The sequence below is a fragment of the Burkholderia sp. BC1 genome, assembly GCF_052683555.1.
This window is the reverse complement of sequence record NZ_JBQYLP010000027.1, coordinates 19,163-41,865: the sequence shown is the minus strand read 5'-3', so window position 1 is coordinate 41,865 and position 22,703 is coordinate 19,163. Positions and strand designations below refer to the sequence as shown.

Sequence of the window (22,703 nt, the reverse complement as noted above, 5' to 3'; positions counted from 1 at the left end):
CGAGCGTGCGTAGCCGCGCGTTCTGTCGCCACGCGTAGCAACGCAATCAAAACCGCTGCCGCATCCCGATCGCAACAATCGTCTGCGTATTCGCGCCCGCGTTCAACCCGTAGTCGCCGATCACGGCCTGCGCGGTCACGCGCGTGCCGGCCGCGCCGAGCGTCGTTCCCGACGCGCGCTGGAACGCCGCGATCGCATAGACGTCCGTGCGCTTCGACAGCAGATAGTCGATGCCCGCATTCAGCTGGTGATAATGCGCGGCGCTCGCGCCCGCGAGCCACGTGTAGTGATATCCGATGCCCGCATTCAGCGCCGCGCCGATCCGATAGTTGGCAAACGCCGATCCGTCGTTGAAACGCGTGCGTACCTGAAACGCCGATGCGCCGTCGGGCACATACTCCGTGCGCGAGTACCCCGCGCCGACGGTCCACGCGCCGGCCGCATACTGGCCCGCGATGCGCGTGATATTGACCGCATGCGTGCTCGCGAACCCGACGTTCGCGGCCGTGTTGAACGGACTGTCCGTGCTGGCGTTCCACGTGCGCACGCCTGCACCGTTCATCGTATTGCCGCCGTTCGCCGAGAAATAGCCGGCCGCGACCGAGAACGGTCCGTACGCGTAGCTGCCCGCCACGCTCCACGTCTGCCCCGCCGACGTCGCGCCGGCCACACCGCCGAAGCCGTACAGCGCCGCGACCCGCAAACCGCCGACGAGCGGGCTCGTGTACTTGATCGCGTTGTTCACGCGCATGCTGCCGTCGTAGTTGTCGACATCGCCCGGCGGCCCGAACGTCAGGCCGAAGTACGCGTCCTCGGTCAGCGCCGAAACGAGATCGACGAGCGGATCGTACTGACGCCCCATCCTCACCGTCCCCCAGCGCGTGCTCGACAAGCCGACGATCGCCGTGCGCCCGAACTCGCGCCCGCCTTGCGCCGCCATGCCTGTGCCGAGGCTGTAGCCGCTTTCGAGCTGGAACACCGCCGACAAGCCGCCGCCCAATTCCTCGCTGCCCTTCAAGCCCCAGCGATTGCCCGACATCGCATTGCCGAACCGGAACGCGGATCCGCTCGCGCCGTTCGCCGCAGCGGCATGGCTGACATAGGCCACGCCGCCATCGAGCAAGCCGTAGAGCGTGACGCTGCTCTGTGCGCATGCCGCGGCGCAGCACAGTGTCGACAACGTGATCGGGAATGCGAATCGATGGACTGGTCTCATGGTCGCGTGAGCTCGTTCGATGGTTGTGGAGGAAACGTTTTTCGCGTCGCTGCCGGCACGGCGCTGCACGGCCACGCGAATATTTTTCGGTGACAATGGTCGGCGTATCAAAATCCGTCGTCCAATGACGACCCGTTTGGAATTGATGCGGAAGCGCTATGAAAGTAGAAAACTCGGAACTGGAAGCGTTTGTCGCCGTCGCGGAACTGGGGACGTTCCATCGTGCGGCGGAGAAGCTGCACCTCACGCAGCCGGGGCTTTCCCGTCGCATCCAGAAACTGGAGCAGGCGCTCGGCGTCGAGTTGTTCCAGCGCACGACGCGCAGCGTGACGCTCACCGGCGTGGGCCGCCAGTTCCTGCCGATGGCGCGCGAGCAGATCGCGCAGTTGGGGATGATGCTGTCGTCGATCCAGGAAATCGCGGAGAAGCGCTACGGCAAGGTGCGCGTCTCGAGCATTCCGACCGTCGTCGCGCAGTTGCTGCCGAAGGTGCTGCTTCAGTACGCAGAGAAATATCCGCTGATCGGCGTGCAGATCCTCGACGGCAATCACGACTTCGTGCTGTCGCAGGTGCGCGCGGGCATCGCCGAGTTCGGCGTGAGCCTGCATCCCGGTGACGACGAGGATCTGCTGTTCGAGCCGCTGTTTCCCGATCGCTACGTGCTGGCCGTGCATCGCGACGATCCACTCGCGCAACTCGAGGGCGTGACGCTCGCCGAGCTGCGCCACGCGCGGCTCGTGATCGGCGGGCGCGACAGCGGCAACCGGCTGCTGCTCGAAATGCTGATGGGGCAGGAAGCCGTGCGCCTGCGCTGGTTCTACGAAGTCGAGCACATCTCGTGCGTCGCGGCGCTCGTCGCGGCCGGTGTGGGCTGCGCGATCCTGCCGCGCAGCGCGGTCGACGGCGTCGGCATGCTCGCGTCGCCCGACGTGCGTGCGGTGCCGATCACGAGCCCCGTCATCTCGCGCACGGTCGGCATCGTCCGGCATCGCGCGGTGTCGATGTCGAGCATGGCGAGCGACCTGTGCGCGCTGGTCAAGGCCGCCGCCGCGCGGGAATAAGCGATGCGCATGCCGGTTTGATAGCGTTCGCGCATGAATCGCGAGCAGACTCGCATTGGACGGCCGGAAATTGGCCGCAGACGATAAGTGGCAGACAGTACCGGCCCACCCCACGGCCCGGTTGCAGCAAGGAGCCACCATGCATTTCGACGTCATCCTGCGCCATGGCGAACTGATCGACGGCACCGGCGCCGCCCGCTTCAGCGCCGATCTCGGCGTGCGCGGCGCGCACATCGCCGCGATCGGCGACCTGTCGCACGCGTCGGCCGATCAGGTCATCGACGTCTCGGGCCGCATCGTCGCGCCCGGCTTCATCGACAGCCACACGCACGACGATGCGTTCGTGCTGACCGATCCCGACGTCGAGCCGAAGGTCGCGCAAGGCGTGACGACCGTCGTCGCCGGCAACTGCGGGATCAGCCTCGCGCCGCTGCTGGCCGAGCATGAAGTACCGCAGCCGCTCGACCTGCTCGGCGCATGGCAGCGGTTCCGCTTTCCGAGCTTCGCCGCCTATCTCGACGCGCTCGACGCGACGCCCGCCGCGGTCAACACGGCCGCGCTGGTCGGCCACTCGACCTTGCGCGTGCGACATGTCGCCGATCTGCAGCGCGAAGCCAATGCGGCGGAGATCGCCGCGATGCGCGCGAACGTGCGCGAGGCGATGGCCGCGGGCGCGTTCGGCGTATCGTCGGGCACGTTCTACCCGCCCGCCGCCGCCGCGACGCAGGCCGAGCTGATCGACGTGTGCGCGCCGCTGCGCGACACCGGCGGCGTGTTCGCGACGCACCTGCGCGACGAGACCGCGCAGATCCTCGCGTCGCTCGACGAGGCCTTCGCGATCGGCCGCGCGCTCGGCGTGCGTGTCGTGCTGTCGCACCACAAGGTCGCCGGCAAGGAAAACCATGGGCGCTCGGTCGAGACGCTCGCGCGCATCGACGCGCAGCGCGCGCTGCAGCCGCTGTGCCTCGACTGCCATCCGTACACGGCCACGTCGACGATGCTGCGTGCGGATCGCATCCGCCAATCGTCGCGCGTGATGCTCGCATGGTCGAAGCCGCATCCGGAACTGGCCGGCCGCGATTTCCACGAACTGCTGCCGCTGTTCGGCGATTCGGTCGACGCGGCGATCGACGCGCTGCGCCCCGCTGGCGCGATCTACTTCGTGATGGACGAAGGCGACGTCGAACGCATCTTCCGGCACGACCTGACGATGGTCGGCTCGGACGGACTGCCGAACGACACGCGTCCGCACCCGCGCCTGTGGGGTACCTTCCCGCGCGTGCTCGGCGAATTCTCGCGGCGGCGCGGACTCTTTCCGCTGGAGACGGCGGTGCACAAGATGACGGGGCTCACGGCCGCGCAGTTCGGTCTTGCCGGGCGCGGCGAGCTGAAGGTCGGTCATTGTGCCGACCTCGTCGTGTTCGATCGCGAACGCGTGCTGGACCGCGCGACCTTCGAGCATCCGACGCTGCGCCCCGAAGGCATCGACCATGTTTTCGTCAACGGCTGCGCGGTGCTCGCGCATGGGCAGCACACCGGCGCACGTCCGGGCCGCGCGCTGCGCCGTCAGGCCGGCACGCCGATTCGCCACAACGACCACCTCGCGGGGAACTGATCATGGCAAGCACCAACGACACGGCACGGATGCACGACATGCCGTCCGAACGCGATGCCGGCACCGCCGCCGATATCGACGCCCTTTACGGCAAGCTCACGCGACGCATCATTCCGCTGATTCTCGTGTGCTACTTCTTCGGCTATCTCGACCGCGTCAACGTCGGCTTCGCGAAGCTGCAGATGGCGGCGGACCTGCACCTGTCCGAAGCCGCATACGGCGTCGGCGCCGGCCTGTTCTTCGTCGGCTATCTGCTGCTGCAAGTGCCGGCCGGCTGGCTCGTGCAGCGCATCGGCGTGAAGAAATGCATCGCGGGGTCCATGCTCGCGTGGGGTGTCGTGTCGATCGGCACGCTCGCGACGACCGGCCAGACCAGCTTCCACGTGCTGCGCTTCCTGCTCGGCGTGACCGAAGCGAGCTTCTTCCCGGCGGTGATCGCCTACTTCAGCGTGTGGTTTCCGTCGCGACGCCTGTCGCGCGTGATGGCGCTGCTGTTCCTCGCGATGCCGCTCGGCGTCGTGATCGGCGGCCCGCTGTCGGGCTGGATCATGGACGCGACGCACGGCGGCTTCGGGCTGCGCGGCTGGCAATGGATGTTCCTGCTCGAAGGCCTGCCCGCCGTGCTGCTCGGCCTCTATCTGCTCGCCTCGGTCACCGAGCGCATCGATGACGCGCGCTGGCTGACCGACGCCGAGAAGCGGATGATCCACGCGGAGATGGCGCAGGAAACCGAAGGCAAGCGCGCCCACCTCGGCGCCGCGCTGCGCGAGCCGACGCTGTGGCTGCTGTTCGCGACGTCGTTCCTCTACAACGTCGGCAACTACGGGCTGATTTTCTGGATGCCGACGATGATCAAGGCGCTCGGCTCGCTCAGCAACTTCGCGGTCGGCGTGGTCAGCGCGGTCCCGTATCTCGTCGCCTCGGTCGCGATGGTGCTCAACGCGCAGCACTCGGTGCGCACCGGCGAGCGTCGCTGGCACACCGCCGCGCCCGTCATCGTCGGCGGCGTCGCGCTGCTCGCGAGCGTCGGCATGCGTGCGCATCCGCTGCTTGCGGTCGTGTGCCTGACCGTCGGCGTGGCCGGCATCATGAGCACGCTCGCGATGTTCTGGAGCCTGCCGTCGCGCATCCTCGCCGGCGAAGCCGCCGCGGGCGGCGCGGGGCTCGTCAACATCGGCGCGGCCGTGGCAGGCTTCGTCGGGCCGTCGATCATGGGCTATCTGAAGGCGATGACGGGCAGCACCGAGATCGGTGTCGCGCTGCTCGCGCTCACGCTGTTCGGTGCGGCTGCGCTGATCCTGTCGATCCCGCGCCGCTTCATCGGTCGCGCCTGATCATGCCGACCGATACGATCGACATGCGCGACGCGCTCGGCATCGCGCGCGCGGTTCGCGCGGGCCAGCTGAGCGCCGTCGAGGTCGCGCGGCAGGCGCTCGACGACATCGGCGCGCGCCATGCGCAGTTCAACGCGATCAGCACGTGCTTCGATACCCGTGCGCTCGAGGCGGCGGCGCGCACCGACGCGTGCGTGCGCGCGGGCCGCGACGCCGGGCTGCTCGCCGGTGTGCCGTTCGTCGTGAAGAGCAATTTCGACGTCGCCGGCTATGCGACCGTCGCAGGTTCGCCGACCCGGCTTCGCGCGCCGGCCGCGCGCTGCGACGCGGCCATGGTCGATCGTCTCGTGCAGGCCGGCGCGGTGCCGGTCGCCGCAACGCATATGGACGAATTCGCGTGCGGCGCGACCGGCGTCAATCCGCATTTCGGTGCGGTACGCCTGCCGGCCGACCCTTCGCGCATGACCGGCGGCTCGTCGAGCGGATCGGCGGCCGCCGTGGCCGCCGGCCACGTGCCGCTTGCGCTCGGCAGCGACACGAACGGCTCGATTCGGGCTCCGGCTGCGCTGTGCGGCGTATGGGCGATCAAGCCGACACACGGCCGGCTGTCGATGGACGGTTGCGTGCCGTATGCGCCTTCGCTCGACGTGGCCGGCGGGTTCGCCGCGAACCTCGACGATCTTTGCGCGCTTTACGACGCGCTGTCCGGTACGCGCCGCGACGGCTCACCCGCCGGGCACGTGCCGCTGCGCGTCGGCGTGCTGACCGGGGAATTCGAACGCCGTGCCGATGCGCAGGTGCGTCGTGCGGTCGAGCGAGCGAGCGCGTGCTTCGCGCAACACGACCATGTACAGGCCGAGCCGATCGATGAATCGGTGCTCGAACCGATCCGCGCGAGTGCGCGCCTCGTGTCGAACTTCGAGGTCGCGCGCCGTCATCGTGCGCTGCTCGATGCCGACGCGTCGCACGTGTCCGCGCATCTGCGCGAGCGTATTCGCACCGGGCTCGCCATCGACGATGCCGCGTACGTCGACGCGCTCGCCCATCGCGCCGAGTGGCAGGCACGCCTGGCTGCACTGTTCGAACGCTTCGACATCCTGATCGCACCGGCGACGCCCTATGTCGCGCCGCGCTTCTGCGATGCAACGGTCGACGTCAACGGCGAGGCGCTCGATCCGAAGACGACGCTCGGCATGTTCACTCAACCGATTTCGTTTGCCGGGTTACCTGTGGTCAGCGCGCCGTGCCACGCGAAGGGCGAGCTGCCGGCGGGCGTGCAGTTGATCGGGCGGCCCGGCGACGAGCGGCGATGCCTGGACGCCGCGCGGCGGCTCGTCAATCTGGACCGGTGAGTGCGGCGATTTCCTGCCGCGTGTGTCACGCGTCAGTCGCGCGTGGCCGCCGGATCCGGCGCGCGATAGTTCAACCGCTCGGACAGTTCGCCGGCCGCCTTCAGCACCTTGCCGACGAGCCCTTGGTCGAGCATCGACTTCTCGAGGAACGGCCGCGCGACCGTCAGCGTCACCGCGGCGACGATCAACCCGCTGCCGTCGCGCACGGGCGCGCTGATCACCGAAATGCCGGGCTCGAACGACGACTCGCTCAGCGCATAGCCTTCCGCCGCATATTTCTGCGCACGCGCATGGACTTCGGCGGCCGTGCGCGGCGTATGCGGCGTGTAAGTCGGCAGCATCGGTTCGGGAAACAGCGCTTCGAGCTCCGCCAGATCGAGATCGCCGAGCAGCACATGGCCGTGCACCGACGCATGCGCGGGAATCCGCGTGCCGATATTGACCTTGATCGCGCTCATCACGGAATCGTGCGTCCACGCCTTCGCGACGAACACGACGTCGCGTCCGTCGCGCACGACGAGATGACTGGCGAAACCGGTCTCGTCGCGCAGCCGCTCGATCACCGGCGTGCCGATATCGGTCAGCGCGAGCGAACTCAGATAGTCGAAGCCGAGCTTCATCACGCGCGCACCGAGCCGGTAGTCGCGGTCGCGATTCGCGCGTTCGAGGTAGCCGAGCGTATGCAGCGTCTGCACGAGACGCAGCGCGGTCGTACGCGGCAAGCCGAGCCGCTGCGCAATCGCGTTGGGCGTCAGCACCGGCTCGCGCGCATTGAACAGTTCGAGCACCCTGAGGCCGCGCTCCAGCGCGGGTACCAGGTAAGTCTCGTCGTCGGCAGGCGTGCCGGTCGTATCGGGTGTATCTGGATTCATCGTGGGCTGGCGTATCAGTCTTGCACGGTCGACTTCAGCGGTTCGGGGGAGCGGCCGCCGCGTTCGGGCGGATCGAGGTCGATGCGTTTGACCTCGCCGAGCAGGAACGTGTAGCACAGCGCGCCGATCACCGCGAACACGCTGATCAGCCCGAGCGCCCACCCGAACGAACCCGTCTCGCGGATGATGAAGCCGATGGCGATCGGCGTAACGATACCAGACAGGTTGCCGACGAAGTTCACCGCGCCGCCCGTGATGCCGAGCATGCTGCGCGGCGCGATGTCGCCGATCAGCGACCACGACGCGGACGCGACGCCCTGCGCGAAAAACGCGAACGACATGATCGCGATCACGATCCAGTTCGTGTCGGTCAGCACCGTCAGCGTCATCGTCGGCACCAGCAGCAGGCCGGTGATGATCGGCGTCTTGCGCGCGGTGCCGACGCTCGCGCCGCGTCGCAGCAGCCAGTCCGACAACGCGCCGCCGGCGAGTACGCCGATCGACGCGGCGACGAACGGCACCGAGGCGACGCCGCCGGCCTTGAGCACCGTCATGTGCCGCTCGCTGATCAGGTAGCTCGGGAACCAGGTGAGGAAAAAGTACAGCGACGACAGCGACGCGAACTTGCCCGCGCAGATCGCGACGATCTGCCGGTTGCTGAACACGATCGCGAGCTTGCGCCACGGAAACGGTTCGCCGCGCGCGGGCTTGCCGGTCTCGACGACGGCGCCGCCGCGCCGGATGTGATCGAGCTCGGCCTGGTTCATCCATCGGCATTGCTCGGGATCACGATACAGCAGATACCAGATGCCGGCCCACACGATGCCGACAAGCCCCGTCGCGAAGAAGATCGCGCGCCAGCCGAACGTGCCGGCGATCCAGAACAGCACCGGTGTCAGCGCCGCCATGCCGATGTACTGGCCGACCAGATAGACGCTGGTCGCCCTGCCGCGTTCGCGCTGCGCGAACCAGATCGACACGACGCGGTTGTTGATCGGGAAGGTCGGCGCCTCGGCGACGCCGACGCCGAGCCGCAGCCCGAACAGCGTCGCGAAGCGGCCGGCGAAGCCCTGCAGGAACGTGAAGCTCGACCAGATCAGCAGCGCCAGCGCATACATCGCGCGCGAGCCGAAGCGGTCGACGACCCAGCCGCCGGGCAGGTTCGCCAGCACGTAGGTCCACGAATACGCGGAGAACAGCACGCCGATCGCCACCGGGTCGAGCCCGAACTCGTGCTTGAGCAGCGGCGCGGCCACCGACAGATTCGCGCGGTCGACATAGTTGACGACGGTGCCGACGAACACGAGAAACAGCATCAGGAAGCGGACGCGTGTGGGTTTCCGGGCAGCGGTATCGGGCATTCGGTCGTCTCTCGTCGGTGGCGTCGGTTTGGTCGTTGAATGACCATGTATGGACATTTCGACCATTGGAGCCGCGATCATCGCGCGGTCAAAAGTGCTGGTCAAGCAGCACTTGATTATTTTTCTGCTTGCACGGCGTCGAACGGCAGACCTATGATTTTTCCACGCAATAACGAAATGACCACCTATGGTCATCTAAACAAAGATCGGCACTCACTCCCCTTCCGACTCCGACATATGAAAATCCTGCCTCGCACGCTCCTGATCGCCGGCTGCGGCGTCTCGCTGGTTTCGCTCGCCCATGCCCAAAGCAGCGCGTTGACGCTATGGGGGCAGGTCGATTCCGGCATCACGTACATCAGCAACAAGCGCGGCGGTTCGTCGTGGGGCACTGCATCGGGCATCGGCTCGCCGACGCGGTGGGGGTTGCGCGGCAACGAGGATCTCGGCGGCGGCTATCGCGCCGTGCTCGCGCTCGAGAGCGGCTTCAACGTCAACACGGGGGCGCTCATCAAGACCAATACGCTGTTCGACCGGCAGGCCTACGTCGGCCTCGACGGGCCGCTCGGCACGCTGACGCTCGGCCGCCAGTCCGATCTGATGGACGACGTCGCGATCCGCTATTCGAATGCGTTCTGGAATCGCAGCCTGTACTCGTTCCATGCGGGCAATCTGGACAGCCTGACCAACGGCTACCAGATCGAGAACGCCGTCAAATACCGCAGCCCGGACTGGTACGGCGTGCGGGTCGGCGCGTTATACGGCTTTGCAGGCTCGGATGCGAGCGGGCACAGCGCGGGCGCGTACGCGACGTACGATCGCGGGCCGCTGTCGGCCGGCGTCACCTACATGACGACCAAGCGGCGCGTGCTCGATCTCTACAACTATTTCGGCTGGACGCGCTTTCTCGGACAGACGCTGTCGGCGCAGCAGACGTTCCAGTCCAACGCGGTCGACAACCTCGGCATCGGGCTCACGTACCGGATCGTGCAGCCGTGGACGATCAACCTGCTGTACACGCGTACCGACATCAAGGGTGTGCGGTCGGCCACGCACATGCAGAACATCGATGCGGGCACGCTCTACCAGTTCACGGCGGCGGAGGCCGTCACGCTCGACTACACGTATTCGCGCATGGAGGGCATGCACTGGAACACGCTGGAAGCCGGCAATCTGTATTCGCTGTCGAAACGCACACAGGTGCAGGCGACGCTGACGTGGCAGCTCGCGTCGGGCAACGGCGCGACGGCTGCGACCTATCCGAACGGGCCGTCGTCGGGCAGGTCACAGCTGCTCGCGCATGTGGGGATCACGCATTCGTTCTGAAGGCGCGCTCCATACCGCCCGCAGCAGTTGCACGACGATAAAAAACGGGCCTATCGGCCCGTTCACGCTCCTTCATGAAATCCGCGTTGCTTCCCGTTCGGCTCAGAACCGGTGAATGATCCCGGCACCGAACGCGAACTGATTGCCGGTCGACGACGGCGCGGTGTTCAGCCCGTCGCCGAGCGTCGCGGTCGCATTGATGATATTGCCGGCGCCGTTCGTGCCGAGCGTCTTGCCCTTCGCATGCTGATACGCTTCGAGCAGATACAGCCCGGTGCGCTTCGACAGCGAGTAGTACTGCGACAGGTTGAACTGATGATATTGCGCGCTATCGGTGATGCCGTTCGATTCGGTCGCACGCGTGTATGCATAGCCCGCACCGAAATCCCACACCGCCGACGGCTTCCAGTGCAGCACCGCACCCGCCGTATTGAAAATCGCCGTATTGAAGAACTTCGATGCGGCACCCGGAATGTACTGCGTGTTCGTGTACGTCGCCGTTGCATCCCACGCGTCGCTGAACCGGTAGCTGAGGCCGACCGCGAAGCGCTGCTGCGCCTTCGCGGTCTGATAGCCGTTCGTGACCGCCGACACGCCGATCTGCGAGCCGCCGTTCGACGTCGTCGAATTCGCGCCCCACGTGCCGCCCGCGGTATTCGAGTTGTTGATGCGCTCGAACGCGACGCCGACACCGAGCGGGCCGGCCGCATACTGAATGCCGGTTGCCCACGTCGAGCCGGCGTTCGTGCTGCCCGCGACGCCGCCGAGCGAGTACGAGCCGCTCAGCGTCAGGCCGTACCATTTCGGCGACGTATATTCGATCGTGTTGTTCGCACGATAGATCGTGTCGAGCCCGTCGACGTCGCCCGGGTGCGCGCCGTAGTAGCCCGTGATCCACGTGATCGGGCTGAACGGCGCCATCGTCTGGTAGTACGACGCGTACTGTCGCCCGGCGGTCAGCGTGCCGTACGTCGCGTTGGTGAGCCCGACCCACGCCTGCCGGCCGAACATCGCGTCGGCGTATTGCGCGGCGCCGGTGCCCGAATTGAATCCGGATTCGAGCGTGAAGATCGCCTTCGTGCCGCCGCCGAGATCCTCCGTGCCCTTCAGGCCGAACCGGCTGCCGGCCCACACGCCCTGATTCAACTTGACGAGCGACTTGCCGCCGGACGTCGAGCCGACCGTCGTCGCGCTGTTCTGGTAGCCGATGCCGTTGTCGACGATCCCGTACAGCGTGACGCTGCTTTGCGCGAATGCCGGTGCAGCGACCGCGAACGCGACGCCGGACGTCAGCGCCGTCCGCCATGCCTGCTTCTTCATCGATATGTCTCCTTCGTTGGTTTTGTCTGACAGGATTGAAATGGCGAGCGGCGCATCGACGCCGCTCGTTCGATCAGGGGCGGTACGCACGCCAGCCGTTGCCGCCCGTGCACGCGAGTTGCGAACCGCTCACACGGCACGTCGCTTCGTAGCCCGGCGAGTACAGCCATTCGCCGGCCCAGTGCAGGTCGACGAACGGGTCGGCCTTCGGCGTGTCGGCGACGAAGTTCGCCGCGTCGTCGGTGCTGCCGCTGCCCGTGTAGCGCGCGGTGGCCGGATACGGAAACACCGGCCGCGTGCGCGTCGTGTTGCCGCTCGCGTCGACGATCGACGCGACGATCCGGCCCGGCGTCGCGCCCGTCTCGGTCCACGCCATCAGCGGCGTCAGCACGTCGAACACGTTCGGTCCTTGGCCGCCGCCGCAGTGCGCGACGCCGGGGAACAGGTAGAAGCGCGCGAAGCGGTCGACGGTCGCATCGCCCATGTAGCGCTTCATCGCTTCGTAGTATTCGATGCTCGAACGCGGCGAGATATGCTGGTCCTCGAGGCCGTGCCAGAGCAGCAGCTTGCCGTTGCGGCCGGCGAAGCGGCTCAGGTCGGGATCGGTCGCGGCCAGATAGTTCGACACGGGGACGACCGTCTTCAGGAAGCCCGCGAGCGTGAACTTCAGATCGCCGATCGTCGCGGACGGATACGATGCGTTGTAGTAGTCGAGGTAGCGCAGGAACGGCAGCACGAAGCCGATCGTGCCGCTTTGCGCGGTGGCCGTCGCCGGCACGAACAGCGTCCAGTTCAGCTCCGAGCCCCACTCGCGCGATACGAACGGTTCGAGCCGCAGCCCGTCGGCCGTCGTCGCGCCGTCGTGGAGCCGGCGTACGACAGCGGCTTCCTGCGACGTCAGGCAGGTGGCATCCGCCTGGCCGGTCGCGCAGACGAGCGTCGCGGGATCGAAGCGGCACGCGCGCGGATTGTCGATCACGCCGTCGACGACACCATCCAGTGCATCGCATGCTTTCAGCACGGCGGCATGCAGCATCGGCAGCTTGCCGGCGAGCAGGATCGCGTTGCCGGTCTTCGGATCGGTGTTCACGGCGGCGGGCCACGCGTGATGAAACGTGTTCTGCACGATCAGATCGTTCGCGGGCGCACCGGCGGCGATCCCGTCGAAATCGTCGGGGTAGCGCTGCGCTTCCATCAACGCCTCGCGGCCGCCGTCCGAACAGCCGTCGAAGTACGCATAGCGTGCGGGTCGCGCATAGAAGCGCTGGATGATCGCCTTCGCGACCTGCGCGGTCGCATGCTCGGCGCGATACGCGAAGTCGAGCTTCGCGCGCGGGTCCAGCGCCCAGGCACCGTCGTTGCCGCCTTCGTGTCCCATGTCGGTCGCGGCCATCGCGATCGTGCCGTTCGTCACCGGCACGCAGGTCGATGCCATCGGTGCGTTGACCGACAGATTGCCGCACAGGCCGCCGCATCCGGTCTGCAGATAGCGTTGCGTCCAGCCCTGCGTCGGCAGCTGGAGTTCGAACAGCGAGGCGCCGGGGCCGATCGTCCCCTTCACGTCGCACATCGGCGCGGGCAGCGTGTTGTTGCCGACGACCGTGCCCGCGGGCAGCACGGTCGCGGACGTGATCGTCACGGGGCCATCGATCACGCCGCTCAGGTCGAGCGACGCGATCGCCTGACACGACATCGCCGGCATCACGGCCGGCAGATTCGCGAGACCGCCGCTGCTCGCTGCATTGGCTGCACTTGCTACCAGCGGCCAGCCGAGCATCACCGCGCAGAGCCACCCGATCGCGATCGCCAGCCGCCGCAGCAGCCGCTCCGTTCCGCTGCCCGTCTCGCGTCCAGTCGTGCGCCGCGCGCACGCTGCGTTGCCGTTCGTCTCCATGTCCGTCTCCTGTCGTTTTGATTGGCGGCCGGCTCGCGCTTGTCGCGCGACGGCCGTTCGTGAAAGCGTCGACACGCGGTTGAACGCCGTGCATCGACAGGCGCGACGTTCGTTGGTCAGCATAACGAGCGACGTCGTATCGCTGCGTTGCGAACCGCGCGCCGCGCCATCCGATCTGTTTATCGCTCGGATGCAGCCGACGCGCGCGCCGACATCCGGTCGCGTATTACGACGTCACGCCGGCTCCATCCCGCATGCACGCTTTGCCGCGTCGTTGTGCGGCGAAGCCAGATAGGCGAGAAACTGCGCGGCCGAAGCCGGTTCGCGCGCCGCCGTGCAGACGGCCGCCGCGAACACCGTGATCGACTGAATCGTGTCGGGAAGCAGGCCCGCGACGTCGATCCGGTCGACGTTCGTCAGCTCGCTCAATTGCTGAAAGCCGAGCTCGACGTCGCCGGATGCGATCAGCGAGCCGACCGGCACGCCGGGTGGCGCCTGCACGATGCGCGACGCGAGCGCATCGGCGATGCCCCAGCGCGCGAACAAGCGATTCAGATGCACGCCGCTCGGACCGGTGGAATAGCCGATCCGGCGTGCGCGCAGCACCGCGTCGCGCACCGCGGATTCGGTGCCGAGATCGGGGCGCGGCGTGCCGGCCGGCACCGCCACCGCGATGGCCGAGCGCGCGACGTCGACGCGGCCTTCCATGTCGACCCGGCCCTCGGCCGCGAGCCGCTCGATCGCGTCGGCTGCGAGCACGACGAAGTCGAACGGCTCGCCGGCCTGCACGCGACGCGCGGCATCGACACCGCCGATCGACGTGACGTCGACGCGGCCGCCCGTGTCGTGCGCATAGCACTCGACGAGCCGGGCGAGCAGCGATCGCGTCGCCATCGACGAGATGCCGGCGATCGCGGCCGGTGTGCAGGGCGCGTGTGCCATCGTCGCCTCCGCGTCAGTCGATATAGCGCAGGCCGGCCTGCCGCAGCGGCTCGCGCATGTCGTACATGTCGAGGCCGAGCACGCCGGACGCGAGCGTCTCGCGCTTTTTCGCCTCGTTCGCTTCGCGCGCCAGCGCCTTGTCGAGCACGTCGGCCGCCTGCGCGGCCGGCACGGCGACGACGCCGTCGTCGTCCGCGACGATCACGTCGCCAGGATGCACGAGCGCGCCCGCGCAGACGACCGGCACGTTCACCGAGCCGAGCGTCGCCTTGATCGTGCCTTTCGCGGAGATGGCCTTGCTCCATACCGGAAACTGCATCGCCTCGAGCACCGCGACGTCGCGCACGCCTGCGTCGATGATCAGTGCATGCGCGCCGCGCGCCTTGAAGCTCGTCGCGAGCAGATCGCCGAAATAGCCGTCCGTGCAGTCCGCGGTGATCGCCGCGACGACGACGTCGCCCGGCCGGATCTGTTCGGCCGCGACATGCATCATCCAGTTGTCGCCCGGATGCAGCAGCACGGTCACGGCCGTGCCCGACGCATGCGCGCGCGGATAGATCGGACGCATGTACGGCTTCATCAGCCCCGTGCGCCCCATCGCCTCGTGCACCGTCGCGGCACCGAGTTCGCCGAGCCGTGCGGCGACCTGCGCGTCCGCGCGATGGATCGTGCGGTAAACCACGCCGAGTTCGTTCATCTTCACTTCCCCTTCGCTTTCAGTTGCGCATCCAGGCGCGGATACACGCGGCGCGCATTGCCTTCGTAAATCTTGTAGCGCGCCTGCGCGTCGAGTGCCGACGCTTCGATGTAGCGCTTCGTGTCGTCGTAGTAGTGCCCGGTCTCCGGATCGATGCCGCGAACCGCGCCGATCATCTCGCTCGCGAACAGGATGTTGTCGACCGGAATCACGCCGGTCAGCAGATCGATGCCCGGCTGGTGATAGACGCACGTATCGAAGAACACGTTGTTGAGTAGATGCTCGGTCAGGAGCGGCTTCTTCAGCTCCTGTGCGAGGCCGCGAAAGCGCCCCCAGTGATACGGCACCGCGCCGCCGCCGTGCGGAATCACGAAGCGCAGCGTCGGAAAGTCCTTGAACAGATCCGACGTCAGGCACTGCATGAACGCGGTCGTGTCCGCGTTCAGGTAGTGCGCGCCGGTCGTGTGAAAGCACGCGTTGCAGCTCGTGCTCACGTGGATCATCGCGGGGATGTCGTACTCGACCATCTTCTCGTACAGCGGATACCAGTAGCGGTCCGACAGCGGCGGGCTCGTCCAGTGGCCGCCGGACGGATCGGGATTCAGGTTGACCGCGACGTTGCCGTACGCTTCGACGCACCGGACGAGCTCCGGAATGCACGTCGCCACGTCGACGCCGGGGCTTTGCGGCAGCATCGCCGCCGGCACGAAGCGGTCGGGATACAGCCGGTGCACGCGGTAGCACAGCTCGTTGCAGACGGCGGCCCAGGTGCTCGACACGTCGAAGTCGCCGATGTGGTGTGCCATGAAGCTCGCGCGCGGGCTGAAGATCGTCAGGTCGAGGCCGCGCTCGCGCATCAGCCGCAGCTGGTTCGGCTCGAGCGACTCGCGCAGCTCGTCGTCGCTGATGTTCAGTTCCGCGACCTTCGGCCGCTCGGACGGGCTGTGAATCGCCGCGATCTGGCGATTGCGCCAGGTCTCGAGCGCCTTCGGCGCGGTCGTGTAGTGGCCGTGAATATCGATGATCATTGACACTCCTGTTGCATGACGTGCTGGCCGGATGCCGCCTGTCCGCGCCGTCCCGCGACGCGGGATGCGCGATCGTGCGGACGCGGTCAGTGCGCCGGTTTTTCCATTTCCTTCGGTTCAGGTGCGGCCGCGCGCTGCGTCGTGACGATCGCGATCGCCGCGAGCGTCGCGGGCACCGCGAGCATCGACAGGATCGCGTCGAACTTCCAGCCGAGGCCGAGCAGCGCGCCGCCGATCGCCGAACCGGAAATGCTGCCGAAGCGGCCCATGCCGAGCATCCAGCTCACGCCGGTTGCGCGCGCAACGGTCGGGTAGCGGCCCGGCGCATACGCGTTCAGCCCCGTCTGCGCGCCGCTCATGCAGAAGCCCGCCGCAAACACGAGCAGCGCGAGCGACGACGACAGCGCGCCGGCCCACGCGAGCACGGCCACGCACAGCGCGCCGCCGAGATACGCTGCGCCGATCACGGGTGCCGGCCGCACCTTGTCCATCAGCCAGCCGACGCCGATCGCGCCGATCGTCCCGCCGATCTGGAACATCGCGGTCACGTTCGCGGCCGTGCTGACCGACAGGCCCGCATCCTTGATCAGCGTCGGCAGCCAGCCGGTCAGCAGATAGATCACGAGCAGTCCCATGAAGTACGTGATCCACAGCGATATCGTGACGACGCCGTAGCCTTGCGAGAACAGCACGCCGATCGGCTTGCGCGTCGGCAGCGGCGGCTCGTTCGAGACGAACGTCTCGTTGCCGTCGAAGCGTGCGCCGCACACGCGATTCAGCAACGCGCCGATGCGCTGCGACGGCGCACCGCGCACGGCGAGCAGCCGCGCCGATTCGGGCAGCAGCCACAGTTGCAGCGGAATCAGCAGCAGCGGCAGCGCGCCGCCGAACAGCAGCACCGCGCGCCAGCCGTGCAGCGGAATCAGCCAGCCGGCGACGAAGCCGATCAGCGCCGAGCCGAGATTGAAGCCCGTAAACATGATCGTGATCATCAGCGACCGCATCCGCTGCGGCGCATACTCCGACAGCAGCGTCGTCGTGTTCGGCATCGCCGCGCCGAGCCCGATGCCGGTCAGCAGCCGCAGCACGGCCATCTGAACCGGCGAGCCCGCATACGCGGTCGCGATCGTGAAAAGGCCGAACAGAAGCACCGACGCGATCAGCACGCGCTTGCGCCCGAACCGGTCCGCGCTCGGGCCGGCGACGAGCGCACCGATCACGAGACCGATCGGCGCCGCGCTCATCACGAGCCCGAATTCCGGCCGCGAGATCGCCCAGTCGCGAATCACCGACGGCGCGACGAACCCCATGATCGCGACGTCCATCCCGTCCGCGATCACGACGAGGCAGCACAGCGCGACCAGCAGCCACTGGTAGCGCGACACCGGCCGGTCGTCGATGAACGACTTGATGTCGATTGTCTTTCCACTTGCCATCCTGTTTCTCCTGTCTCCTTGGCGGCGACCCGCGCTTCGCTTCGCCATCCTATTTATCTGAGCCGGTCTCCTGCGGAGGCCGGCGACGCACGCGGCAACGTTGCCGCGTGCGCATGCGCATTCGCTAGCTTTCGTTGCCCTCCGTGCCGGCGTCCCAGCCGAGCGGCCCCGCGCTCTTGCCGGCGACCGAATACAGCGCGCCGGGCGCATTGCGCGTGCGCTGAAAATCCTCGAGCGATTCGCCGCGCATCGCCGCATAGATGTGCAGGTTCGACACGCCCGTCACCGCGCCGAGCTTCTCCAGCAGGAAAAAGATCACGCCGTAGCGCAGCAGGCCGGACCAGTCGCGCCGGCGGATCAGGTCGCGCTCTTCGTCGCTGAGGCCCGCCGCCGCGAAGCTCGCTTCGGGGTCGGCGAGGAACCGCGCGCGATGGGCGGGCTCGATCATCCGGTGCAGATAGTCGTTGATCCGGTACGCACGCACCGCACGCGCGATCGTGAACGGATACGTGCCGGGCAGGCGCTCGACGCCGTCGAGTTCGGCCGCGATGCGCCGACGGTGCCGTTCGACGGCGGCCGTGTCGACGTCCGGGTCCGCACTTTCGTAGATCGCGGTCGCGATCCCCGTCATCGACGGCAGGTAGTAGCTGCGATGCCGGCACACGACGCCGGCCGGCAGCGCGCCGCGCATCGTGAGCCACATCACGACCTCGGCGCCTTCGAAGCCGCCGAGCGTCGCGTATTCGGCCAGCGTCATGCCGGCAAGACGTTCGGGATCGCGCTCGAACAGATCGAGAAAGCGCCGGTCCCATTCCGGATCGTTGAAGCCCGCGCGTTCGCCGTGCACCTGGTGCGACAGCCCGCCCGTCGCGACGATTGCGACGCGCAGGTCCTCCGGATAGCTTTCGATCGCGCGGCGCAGCGCCTGCCCGAGCCGGTAGAAGCGGCGCGCGGACGGCACCGGCAACTGCAGCACGCCCATCTGCAGTGGCACGAGGCGCACCGGCCAGTCCGGGCGATGCGGACACAGCACCGACAACGGCGAGAAACAGCCGTGATCGAGCGGCTTGTTCTGGAAGAACGACATGTCGAACTCGTCGGCCATCAGCGACTGGCCGATATGCGCGGCAAACGCCGGATCGCCGGCGATCGGCGGCAGGTCGCGCGCGCCGCCGCCTTCGTCGGCCGGATGCCATTGCGGCCCGACGCCGAGCGCGAATGCCGAGTAGTGGTCGAAGAAGAACGACGTCACATGGTCGTTGTAGATGAACAGCAGCACGTCCGGGCGCTGCGCGTCGAGCCATGCGGCGAGCGGCGCGAAGTTCTCGAAGATCGGCGCCCAGACCGGATCGTCGCGCTTGTTCTTGTCGAACGCGAACCCGATCGTGGGCGTGTGGGAGGCCGCGATGCCTCCGATAATCCGTGCCATGGCCTGTGTGCTCCTTCGCGATGTTCGAATGCGGATCGTCGGCTCGACGGTCCGGCAGAATGGATGCGCGTGTGCGGCGTGCGCGTCGTCACCGTCGCGGTGCACGGTGCGCGGAGCGCGTGTGGCCGCTCGCCGTTGCCGCGCGATGTCCGGTTTCGATCGGACGAACAACGGATCAGATGGCCCGCCCGGTCGCCGGCAACGGCACTCACGCTGCTGACCAGGCCGAAATTACCCATTGCGCATCGTCGCCACCCAGTCGGGGTAAACCCTTGGTTTTGAGCGGAAAGTCGCGTGCGGTACACGTTCGGCGAGCGCGCCGCAGCCGTGCCGCACACGCCGCAGCCCCACGGGACAGGGCTTCCACGCGCAGCCGTCGCACGCCGCGCGGCACGCGTGGCAGCGTCGCCCGATTCATCCCCGATAAATAAAACAGATACGTCGATAAGCACGACGCAAGCTCGGGCGGCGCCGTTCCGGTAAAGTCGATCGTCATTGGCGACCTCCGCCGCGACGACGCTCGCGTGCCTTCCATCGAACTTCCGCGACCATGGATTCCAACGATCTGCCGAACCTTGCGTGTCTGTATGCCGTCCAGCGCGTTGCCGAAACGGGCAGCGTCAGCCGCGCGGCCGCCGCCCTGTTTCGTGCGCAATCGGCCGTCACGCGTGCCGTGCAGGAAGTGGAAGCGGCGCTCGGCGAACCGCTGTTCGATCGCAAGCCGTCCGGCATGCTGGCGACGCCGGTCGGACGCGCGGTGCTGAAACGCAGCGAGCGCGTCTTCGCCGAGCTCGGCGAACTCGCGAACTGGTGTGCGTTGCGGCAGTCGCGCCGGCGCGCGCCCGGCGAAGGCGGGCTGCCGGCGTATCTGCTGAACACGCGGCGGCTGCAGCTCTTCTCGACGCTCGCGCGGCACCGTCACATGCCGAGCGCGGCGCGCGCGCTCGGTGTGACGCAGCCGGCCGTCAGCAGCGCGATCCGGATTCTCGAAAGCGGCGCCGGCTTCGCGCTGTTTCATCGCCATCCGCGCGGCCTGCTGCTGACGGCCGACGGCGAAACGTTCCTGCTGCACGTGCGGCGCGCGCTGAACGAGTTGCGGCATGTCGCCGACGACGTCGCCGCATTGCACGGCAGCATCCAGGGCGTGGTGACCGTCGGCGCGCTGCCGCTCGGCCGCACGCTGATCCTGCCGGAAGCGGTCGCGCGCGTCGTCACGCGTTTCCCGAAAGTGCGCGTGATCACCGACGAAAGCGCGTACGAAGCGCTCGTCGCGGGCGTGCGCGCGGGCGACATCGACTTCATTCTCGGCGCGTTGCGCGCGAACGATGCGGCCGGCGACCTCGAGAACGAACGATTGATGTCGGAGAATCTCGTCGTGCTGGCGCGCCGCGACCATCCGCTCGCGCGTGTGCGCAATCTCGGGCTGCGCAGCCTCGCGGCCGCGCAATGGATCCTGCCGCGCAGCCATGCGCCCGCGCGCGGCCTGTTCGATGCGCTGTTCCGGCGCATGAAGCTCAAGCCGCCGATGCCGACCGTCGAAAGCGCCGATCTCGCGGTGATCCGCGGGCTGCTGCTACATAGCGACATGCTGGCCGTGCTGTCCGCGCAGCAATTGCATTACGAATGCGAGTCGGGGTTGCTCGCGGTACTCGACGTGCCGATGCACGACACGACGCGCGACATCGGGCTGATCACGCGCAGCGGCAGCCCGCCGTCGCCGGCAGCGCGCGCGCTGATCGATGCGATACGCGTCGTCGCGACCGACATCGCGCGCGGACCGCGCATCGCCGCGCGAGAGGCCGCGCATTAGCGCGCGTGCGCTACTCGAGTTCGACGCCCTTCAGTTCGGGAATCAGGAATACCGTCGCGACCATGTCGAGCACGTACAGGCCCGCAAGCAGCGCAATCGCCGTCTGGAACGAGTAGCGCGCGGCGAGCGCGCCGACCGTCATCGGCCCGAGGCCGCCGATCGCGCGGCCGATATTCCACAGCACGTTCTGCGCGGTCGCGCGCGCCGCGGTCGGATAGCCTTCGGACATCAGCGTGCCGTATCCGCCGACCATCCCGTTCACGAACATGCCCATCAACGCGCCGGCCCACAGCATCGCGGTCGGATTCGACAGCTGCGCATAGGCGATGACGGTCGCGACCGAGCCGAGCTGGTAGATCAGGAAGGTCGGCTTGCGGCCGATGCGGTCCGCGAGCTGGCCGAACACCCAGACGCCGAGCATCATTCCGACGACGGTCGCCGCGGTCCACAGCCCCGACTTCGTCAGCGAGAAGCCCAGCTGCTTCGACAGGAACGTCGGCAGCCAGATCATGATGCCGTAGTAGCCGAAGTTCTGAACCGCGCAGAGGATCACGATGCCGGCACTGGTGCGCGCGGTGCGGCCGTCGGCGACGAGCATCCGGAACGCATTGGACGCCGGCTGCGCGGCGCGTTGCACGAACACCTCGGGCTCGTGCAGCCGGTTGCGCAGCACCCAGGCGAGCAGCGCCGGCACCACGCCGACGACGAACATCCCGCGCCAGCCGATATGCACGAGCAGCCAGGGCGTGAGCAGCGCCGCGAGCAGCACGCCGACCTGCCAGCCGAGCGCGACGTAGCACGACACGCGCGCTCGCCGGTTCGCGGGCCACGCTTCGGCCGCAAGCGCCATGCCGATGCCGAACTCGCCGCCGAGGCCGATCCCGGCGACGGTCCGGTAGACGAGCAAATCCCAGAAGCCGCGCGCGAACGCGCACAGGCCCGTGAAGATCGCGAACAGCATGATCGTCCAGGTGAGCACGCGCACGCGTCCGTAGCGATCGCTCAGTGCGCCGAACAGAATGCCGCCCGCGACCGCGCCGATCAGCGTCCACGTGACGAGCGCGCCGCCCTCGCCCGGCGTCAACTGGAGCGCCGCCGTGATCGCGGGCAGCATGAAGCCGAGAATCAGCAGGTCGAAGCCGTCCATCGCATAGCCGATCGCCGAGCCGGCGAGCGCCTTCCATGCGTAGGGACCGACCTGCTGCACAGGCGGCGTCGACGAATCGCCGAGCGTCGAAGAAGGGAGGTCTGCTGCCATCGTGTTCTGCCGAAAAATATTCGCGACATTCTAGGCGAATCGGCGGACGCAGAAAAAAGGAAAGCCGGCCGTCGAACGATCGACGACCGGCTGAACGGGATGCCGCAATGAAACCGCAGAAGAACGGCGACGCCACGCATCGCCGGAAAAACCTGCTCGCGCCAGGCGAGCTACGCCGACCTGCCGTCCGGCGCGACCTGCCTCAACCCTGATCGTCGCCGGGCCACCACGTCTTCGCTTCGCGATCGACGAGCAGCGAATCGAGATCCTTGCCTTCAAGCCATTTCGGCTTCGGACCGCGGCCGGACCACGAGCGGCCGGTCGTCGGATCGTAATACTTGGCCGGCGCCTTGCGCTTGCGCTGGACGATATAACCGAGCGCGCTCAGCACTTCCTGTTGCGTGATGCCGTACAGCTCGACTTGCTGCTTGAATGCCGCGAGTGCGGCCTGCTTCTCCTTCTGCTTGGCTTCCGACAGCTTGATGTTCAGGTCTCGAAGCTGCGCTTCGAGATCCCGCAGGGCCTGGGTCATTGATTCATCCTCTTTGGGCATGTTTTCTGAAAAACTCCGATGGCCGAACCTAACACGAAGTTCCGCCGATCCGTGTTGCAATGTGTGACGCGGCCGACCGAGCGGCGTCCGAACTTCGTCGAACGCCGGCGCGCCGTCCACACCACACCGTCGAACCGCAACACGCGCACGCGCACGACGCACGCGGCCGGCGACGACCTCCTCGCCGCCGGCTCCGCCC

General features: G+C 67.6%; 19 protein-coding genes. 6 read left to right on the top strand and 13 right to left on the bottom strand.

Annotation, left to right across the window (positions count from 1 at the left end):
- Positions 1–46 precede the first annotated feature (46 nt).
- Positions 47–1,216, bottom strand: coding sequence for a porin (locus tag ACSHSS_RS15375; RefSeq protein ID WP_043282186.1), 1,170 nt, complete (start codon positions 1,214–1,216; stop codon positions 47–49).
- A gap of 158 nt (positions 1,217–1,374) precedes the next feature.
- Here ACSHSS_RS15375 and ACSHSS_RS15370 point away from each other — a divergent pair, with 158 nt between their 5' ends.
- From ACSHSS_RS15370 to ACSHSS_RS15355, 4 genes are all read left to right on the top strand, one after another.
- Positions 1,375–2,277 carry a LysR family transcriptional regulator gene (locus ACSHSS_RS15370; RefSeq protein WP_006399179.1) on the top strand — a complete coding sequence of 301 codons (903 nt, stop codon included), beginning with the start codon at positions 1,375–1,377 and terminating at the stop codon, positions 2,275–2,277.
- A 139-nt stretch (positions 2,278–2,416) separates the two neighbouring features.
- Positions 2,417–3,892: an N-acyl-D-amino-acid deacylase family protein gene (locus tag ACSHSS_RS15365; RefSeq protein ID WP_048995382.1), complete on the top strand. Its 1,476-nt coding sequence runs from the start codon at positions 2,417–2,419 to the stop codon at positions 3,890–3,892.
- 2 nt (positions 3,893–3,894) lie between these two features.
- On the top strand, positions 3,895–5,226 hold the full coding sequence (locus ACSHSS_RS15360; protein ID WP_048995381.1) for an MFS transporter: 1,332 nt from the start codon (positions 3,895–3,897) through the stop codon (positions 5,224–5,226).
- A gap of 2 nt (positions 5,227–5,228) precedes the next feature.
- A complete protein-coding gene (locus ACSHSS_RS15355; protein WP_049017891.1) occupies positions 5,229–6,578 on the top strand; it encodes an amidase family protein in 1,350 nt (449 codons plus the stop codon).
- Between the two features lie 32 nt (positions 6,579–6,610).
- Here the strand turns inward: ACSHSS_RS15355 and ACSHSS_RS15350 are convergent, their stop codons facing one another.
- Both ACSHSS_RS15350 and ACSHSS_RS15345 read right to left on the bottom strand, forming a co-directional pair.
- Positions 6,611–7,450 (bottom strand): IclR family transcriptional regulator, encoded by an 840-nt coding sequence (locus ACSHSS_RS15350; RefSeq protein ID WP_006416929.1) that lies wholly within the window; start codon positions 7,448–7,450, stop codon positions 6,611–6,613.
- 14 nt (positions 7,451–7,464) lie between these two features.
- On the bottom strand, positions 7,465–8,811 hold the full coding sequence (locus tag ACSHSS_RS15345; RefSeq protein ID WP_239666525.1) for an MFS transporter: 1,347 nt from the start codon (positions 8,809–8,811) through the stop codon (positions 7,465–7,467).
- A 237-nt stretch (positions 8,812–9,048) separates the two neighbouring features.
- On the opposite strand from ACSHSS_RS15345, the gene ACSHSS_RS15340 reads away from it, so the two are divergent.
- Positions 9,049–10,137, top strand: a complete 1,089-nt coding sequence (locus ACSHSS_RS15340) for a porin (RefSeq protein ID WP_006416900.1) — start codon at positions 9,049–9,051, stop codon at positions 10,135–10,137.
- A gap of 102 nt (positions 10,138–10,239) precedes the next feature.
- On the opposite strand, the gene ACSHSS_RS15335 is transcribed toward ACSHSS_RS15340, so the two are convergent.
- The 8 genes from ACSHSS_RS15335 to ACSHSS_RS15300 form a co-directional block, all read right to left on the bottom strand.
- Positions 10,240–11,457: a porin gene (locus ACSHSS_RS15335; protein WP_043282188.1), complete on the bottom strand. Its 1,218-nt coding sequence runs from the start codon at positions 11,455–11,457 to the stop codon at positions 10,240–10,242.
- A gap of 73 nt (positions 11,458–11,530) precedes the next feature.
- Positions 11,531–13,351, bottom strand: a complete 1,821-nt coding sequence (locus ACSHSS_RS15330; RefSeq protein ID WP_048994638.1) for a tannase/feruloyl esterase family alpha/beta hydrolase — start codon at positions 13,349–13,351, stop codon at positions 11,531–11,533.
- A 234-nt stretch (positions 13,352–13,585) separates the two neighbouring features.
- Positions 13,586–14,293 (bottom strand): substrate-binding domain-containing protein, encoded by a 708-nt coding sequence (locus ACSHSS_RS15325; protein ID WP_006416936.1) that lies wholly within the window; start codon positions 14,291–14,293, stop codon positions 13,586–13,588.
- A gap of 13 nt (positions 14,294–14,306) precedes the next feature.
- Positions 14,307–14,990: a 4-carboxy-4-hydroxy-2-oxoadipate aldolase/oxaloacetate decarboxylase gene (locus tag ACSHSS_RS15320; protein ID WP_039223687.1), complete on the bottom strand. Its 684-nt coding sequence runs from the start codon at positions 14,988–14,990 to the stop codon at positions 14,307–14,309.
- A gap of 2 nt (positions 14,991–14,992) precedes the next feature.
- Positions 14,993–16,018: an amidohydrolase family protein gene (locus ACSHSS_RS15315; RefSeq protein ID WP_006399197.1), complete on the bottom strand. Its 1,026-nt coding sequence runs from the start codon at positions 16,016–16,018 to the stop codon at positions 14,993–14,995.
- Between the two features lie 86 nt (positions 16,019–16,104).
- A complete protein-coding gene (locus tag ACSHSS_RS15310; protein ID WP_048996521.1) occupies positions 16,105–17,454 on the bottom strand; it encodes an MFS transporter in 1,350 nt (449 codons plus the stop codon).
- 124 nt (positions 17,455–17,578) lie between these two features.
- The gene (locus ACSHSS_RS15305; RefSeq protein ID WP_048996523.1) at positions 17,579–18,883 is read right to left on the bottom strand and encodes a gallate dioxygenase; all 1,305 of its coding nucleotides are present in this window, start codon (positions 18,881–18,883) and stop codon (positions 17,579–17,581) included.
- Between the two features lie 208 nt (positions 18,884–19,091).
- Positions 19,092–19,379 carry a hypothetical protein gene (locus ACSHSS_RS15300; protein ID WP_162137820.1) on the bottom strand — a complete coding sequence of 96 codons (288 nt, stop codon included), beginning with the start codon at positions 19,377–19,379 and terminating at the stop codon, positions 19,092–19,094.
- Positions 19,380–19,433: 54 nt separating this feature from the next.
- Here ACSHSS_RS15300 and ACSHSS_RS15295 point away from each other — a divergent pair, with 54 nt between their 5' ends.
- On the top strand, positions 19,434–20,693 hold the full coding sequence (locus ACSHSS_RS15295; RefSeq protein WP_006416898.1) for a LysR family transcriptional regulator: 1,260 nt from the start codon (positions 19,434–19,436) through the stop codon (positions 20,691–20,693).
- Between the two features lie 10 nt (positions 20,694–20,703).
- On the opposite strand, the gene ACSHSS_RS15290 is transcribed toward ACSHSS_RS15295, so the two are convergent.
- Positions 20,704–21,951 (bottom strand): MFS transporter, encoded by a 1,248-nt coding sequence (locus tag ACSHSS_RS15290; protein ID WP_006416932.1) that lies wholly within the window; start codon positions 21,949–21,951, stop codon positions 20,704–20,706.
- A gap of 202 nt (positions 21,952–22,153) precedes the next feature.
- Positions 22,154–22,483 (bottom strand): H-NS histone family protein, encoded by a 330-nt coding sequence (locus tag ACSHSS_RS15285; RefSeq protein ID WP_006399203.1) that lies wholly within the window; start codon positions 22,481–22,483, stop codon positions 22,154–22,156.
- Between the last annotated feature and the right edge of the window lie 220 nt (positions 22,484–22,703).

What these genes read in the sequence shown, in the direction of transcription:
- ACSHSS_RS15375 (WP_043282186.1), bottom strand. Translation starts at nt 1,216, where the DNA reads ATGAGACCAGTCCATCGATTCGCATTCCCGATCACGTTGTCGACACTG.
- ACSHSS_RS15370 (WP_006399179.1), top strand. Translation starts at nt 1,375, where the DNA reads ATGAAAGTAGAAAACTCGGAACTGGAAGCGTTTGTCGCCGTCGCGGAA.
- ACSHSS_RS15365 (WP_048995382.1), top strand. Translation starts at nt 2,417, where the DNA reads ATGCATTTCGACGTCATCCTGCGCCATGGCGAACTGATCGACGGCACC.
- ACSHSS_RS15360 (WP_048995381.1), top strand. Translation starts at nt 3,895, where the DNA reads ATGGCAAGCACCAACGACACGGCACGGATGCACGACATGCCGTCCGAA.
- ACSHSS_RS15355 (WP_049017891.1), top strand. Translation starts at nt 5,229, where the DNA reads ATGCCGACCGATACGATCGACATGCGCGACGCGCTCGGCATCGCGCGC.
- ACSHSS_RS15350 (WP_006416929.1), bottom strand. Translation starts at nt 7,450, where the DNA reads ATGAATCCAGATACACCCGATACGACCGGCACGCCTGCCGACGACGAG.
- ACSHSS_RS15345 (WP_239666525.1), bottom strand. Translation starts at nt 8,811, where the DNA reads ATGCCCGATACCGCTGCCCGGAAACCCACACGCGTCCGCTTCCTGATG.
- ACSHSS_RS15340 (WP_006416900.1), top strand. Translation starts at nt 9,049, where the DNA reads ATGAAAATCCTGCCTCGCACGCTCCTGATCGCCGGCTGCGGCGTCTCG.
- ACSHSS_RS15335 (WP_043282188.1), bottom strand. Translation starts at nt 11,457, where the DNA reads ATGAAGAAGCAGGCATGGCGGACGGCGCTGACGTCCGGCGTCGCGTTC.
- ACSHSS_RS15330 (WP_048994638.1), bottom strand. Translation starts at nt 13,351, where the DNA reads ATGGAGACGAACGGCAACGCAGCGTGCGCGCGGCGCACGACTGGACGC.
- ACSHSS_RS15325 (WP_006416936.1), bottom strand. Translation starts at nt 14,293, where the DNA reads ATGGCACACGCGCCCTGCACACCGGCCGCGATCGCCGGCATCTCGTCG.
- ACSHSS_RS15320 (WP_039223687.1), bottom strand. Translation starts at nt 14,990, where the DNA reads ATGAACGAACTCGGCGTGGTTTACCGCACGATCCATCGCGCGGACGCG.
- ACSHSS_RS15315 (WP_006399197.1), bottom strand. Translation starts at nt 16,018, where the DNA reads ATGATCATCGATATTCACGGCCACTACACGACCGCGCCGAAGGCGCTC.
- ACSHSS_RS15310 (WP_048996521.1), bottom strand. Translation starts at nt 17,454, where the DNA reads ATGGCAAGTGGAAAGACAATCGACATCAAGTCGTTCATCGACGACCGG.
- ACSHSS_RS15305 (WP_048996523.1), bottom strand. Translation starts at nt 18,883, where the DNA reads ATGGCACGGATTATCGGAGGCATCGCGGCCTCCCACACGCCCACGATC.
- ACSHSS_RS15300 (WP_162137820.1), bottom strand. Translation starts at nt 19,379, where the DNA reads ATGACGATCGACTTTACCGGAACGGCGCCGCCCGAGCTTGCGTCGTGC.
- ACSHSS_RS15295 (WP_006416898.1), top strand. Translation starts at nt 19,434, where the DNA reads ATGGATTCCAACGATCTGCCGAACCTTGCGTGTCTGTATGCCGTCCAG.
- ACSHSS_RS15290 (WP_006416932.1), bottom strand. Translation starts at nt 21,951, where the DNA reads ATGGCAGCAGACCTCCCTTCTTCGACGCTCGGCGATTCGTCGACGCCG.
- ACSHSS_RS15285 (WP_006399203.1), bottom strand. Translation starts at nt 22,483, where the DNA reads ATGACCCAGGCCCTGCGGGATCTCGAAGCGCAGCTTCGAGACCTGAAC.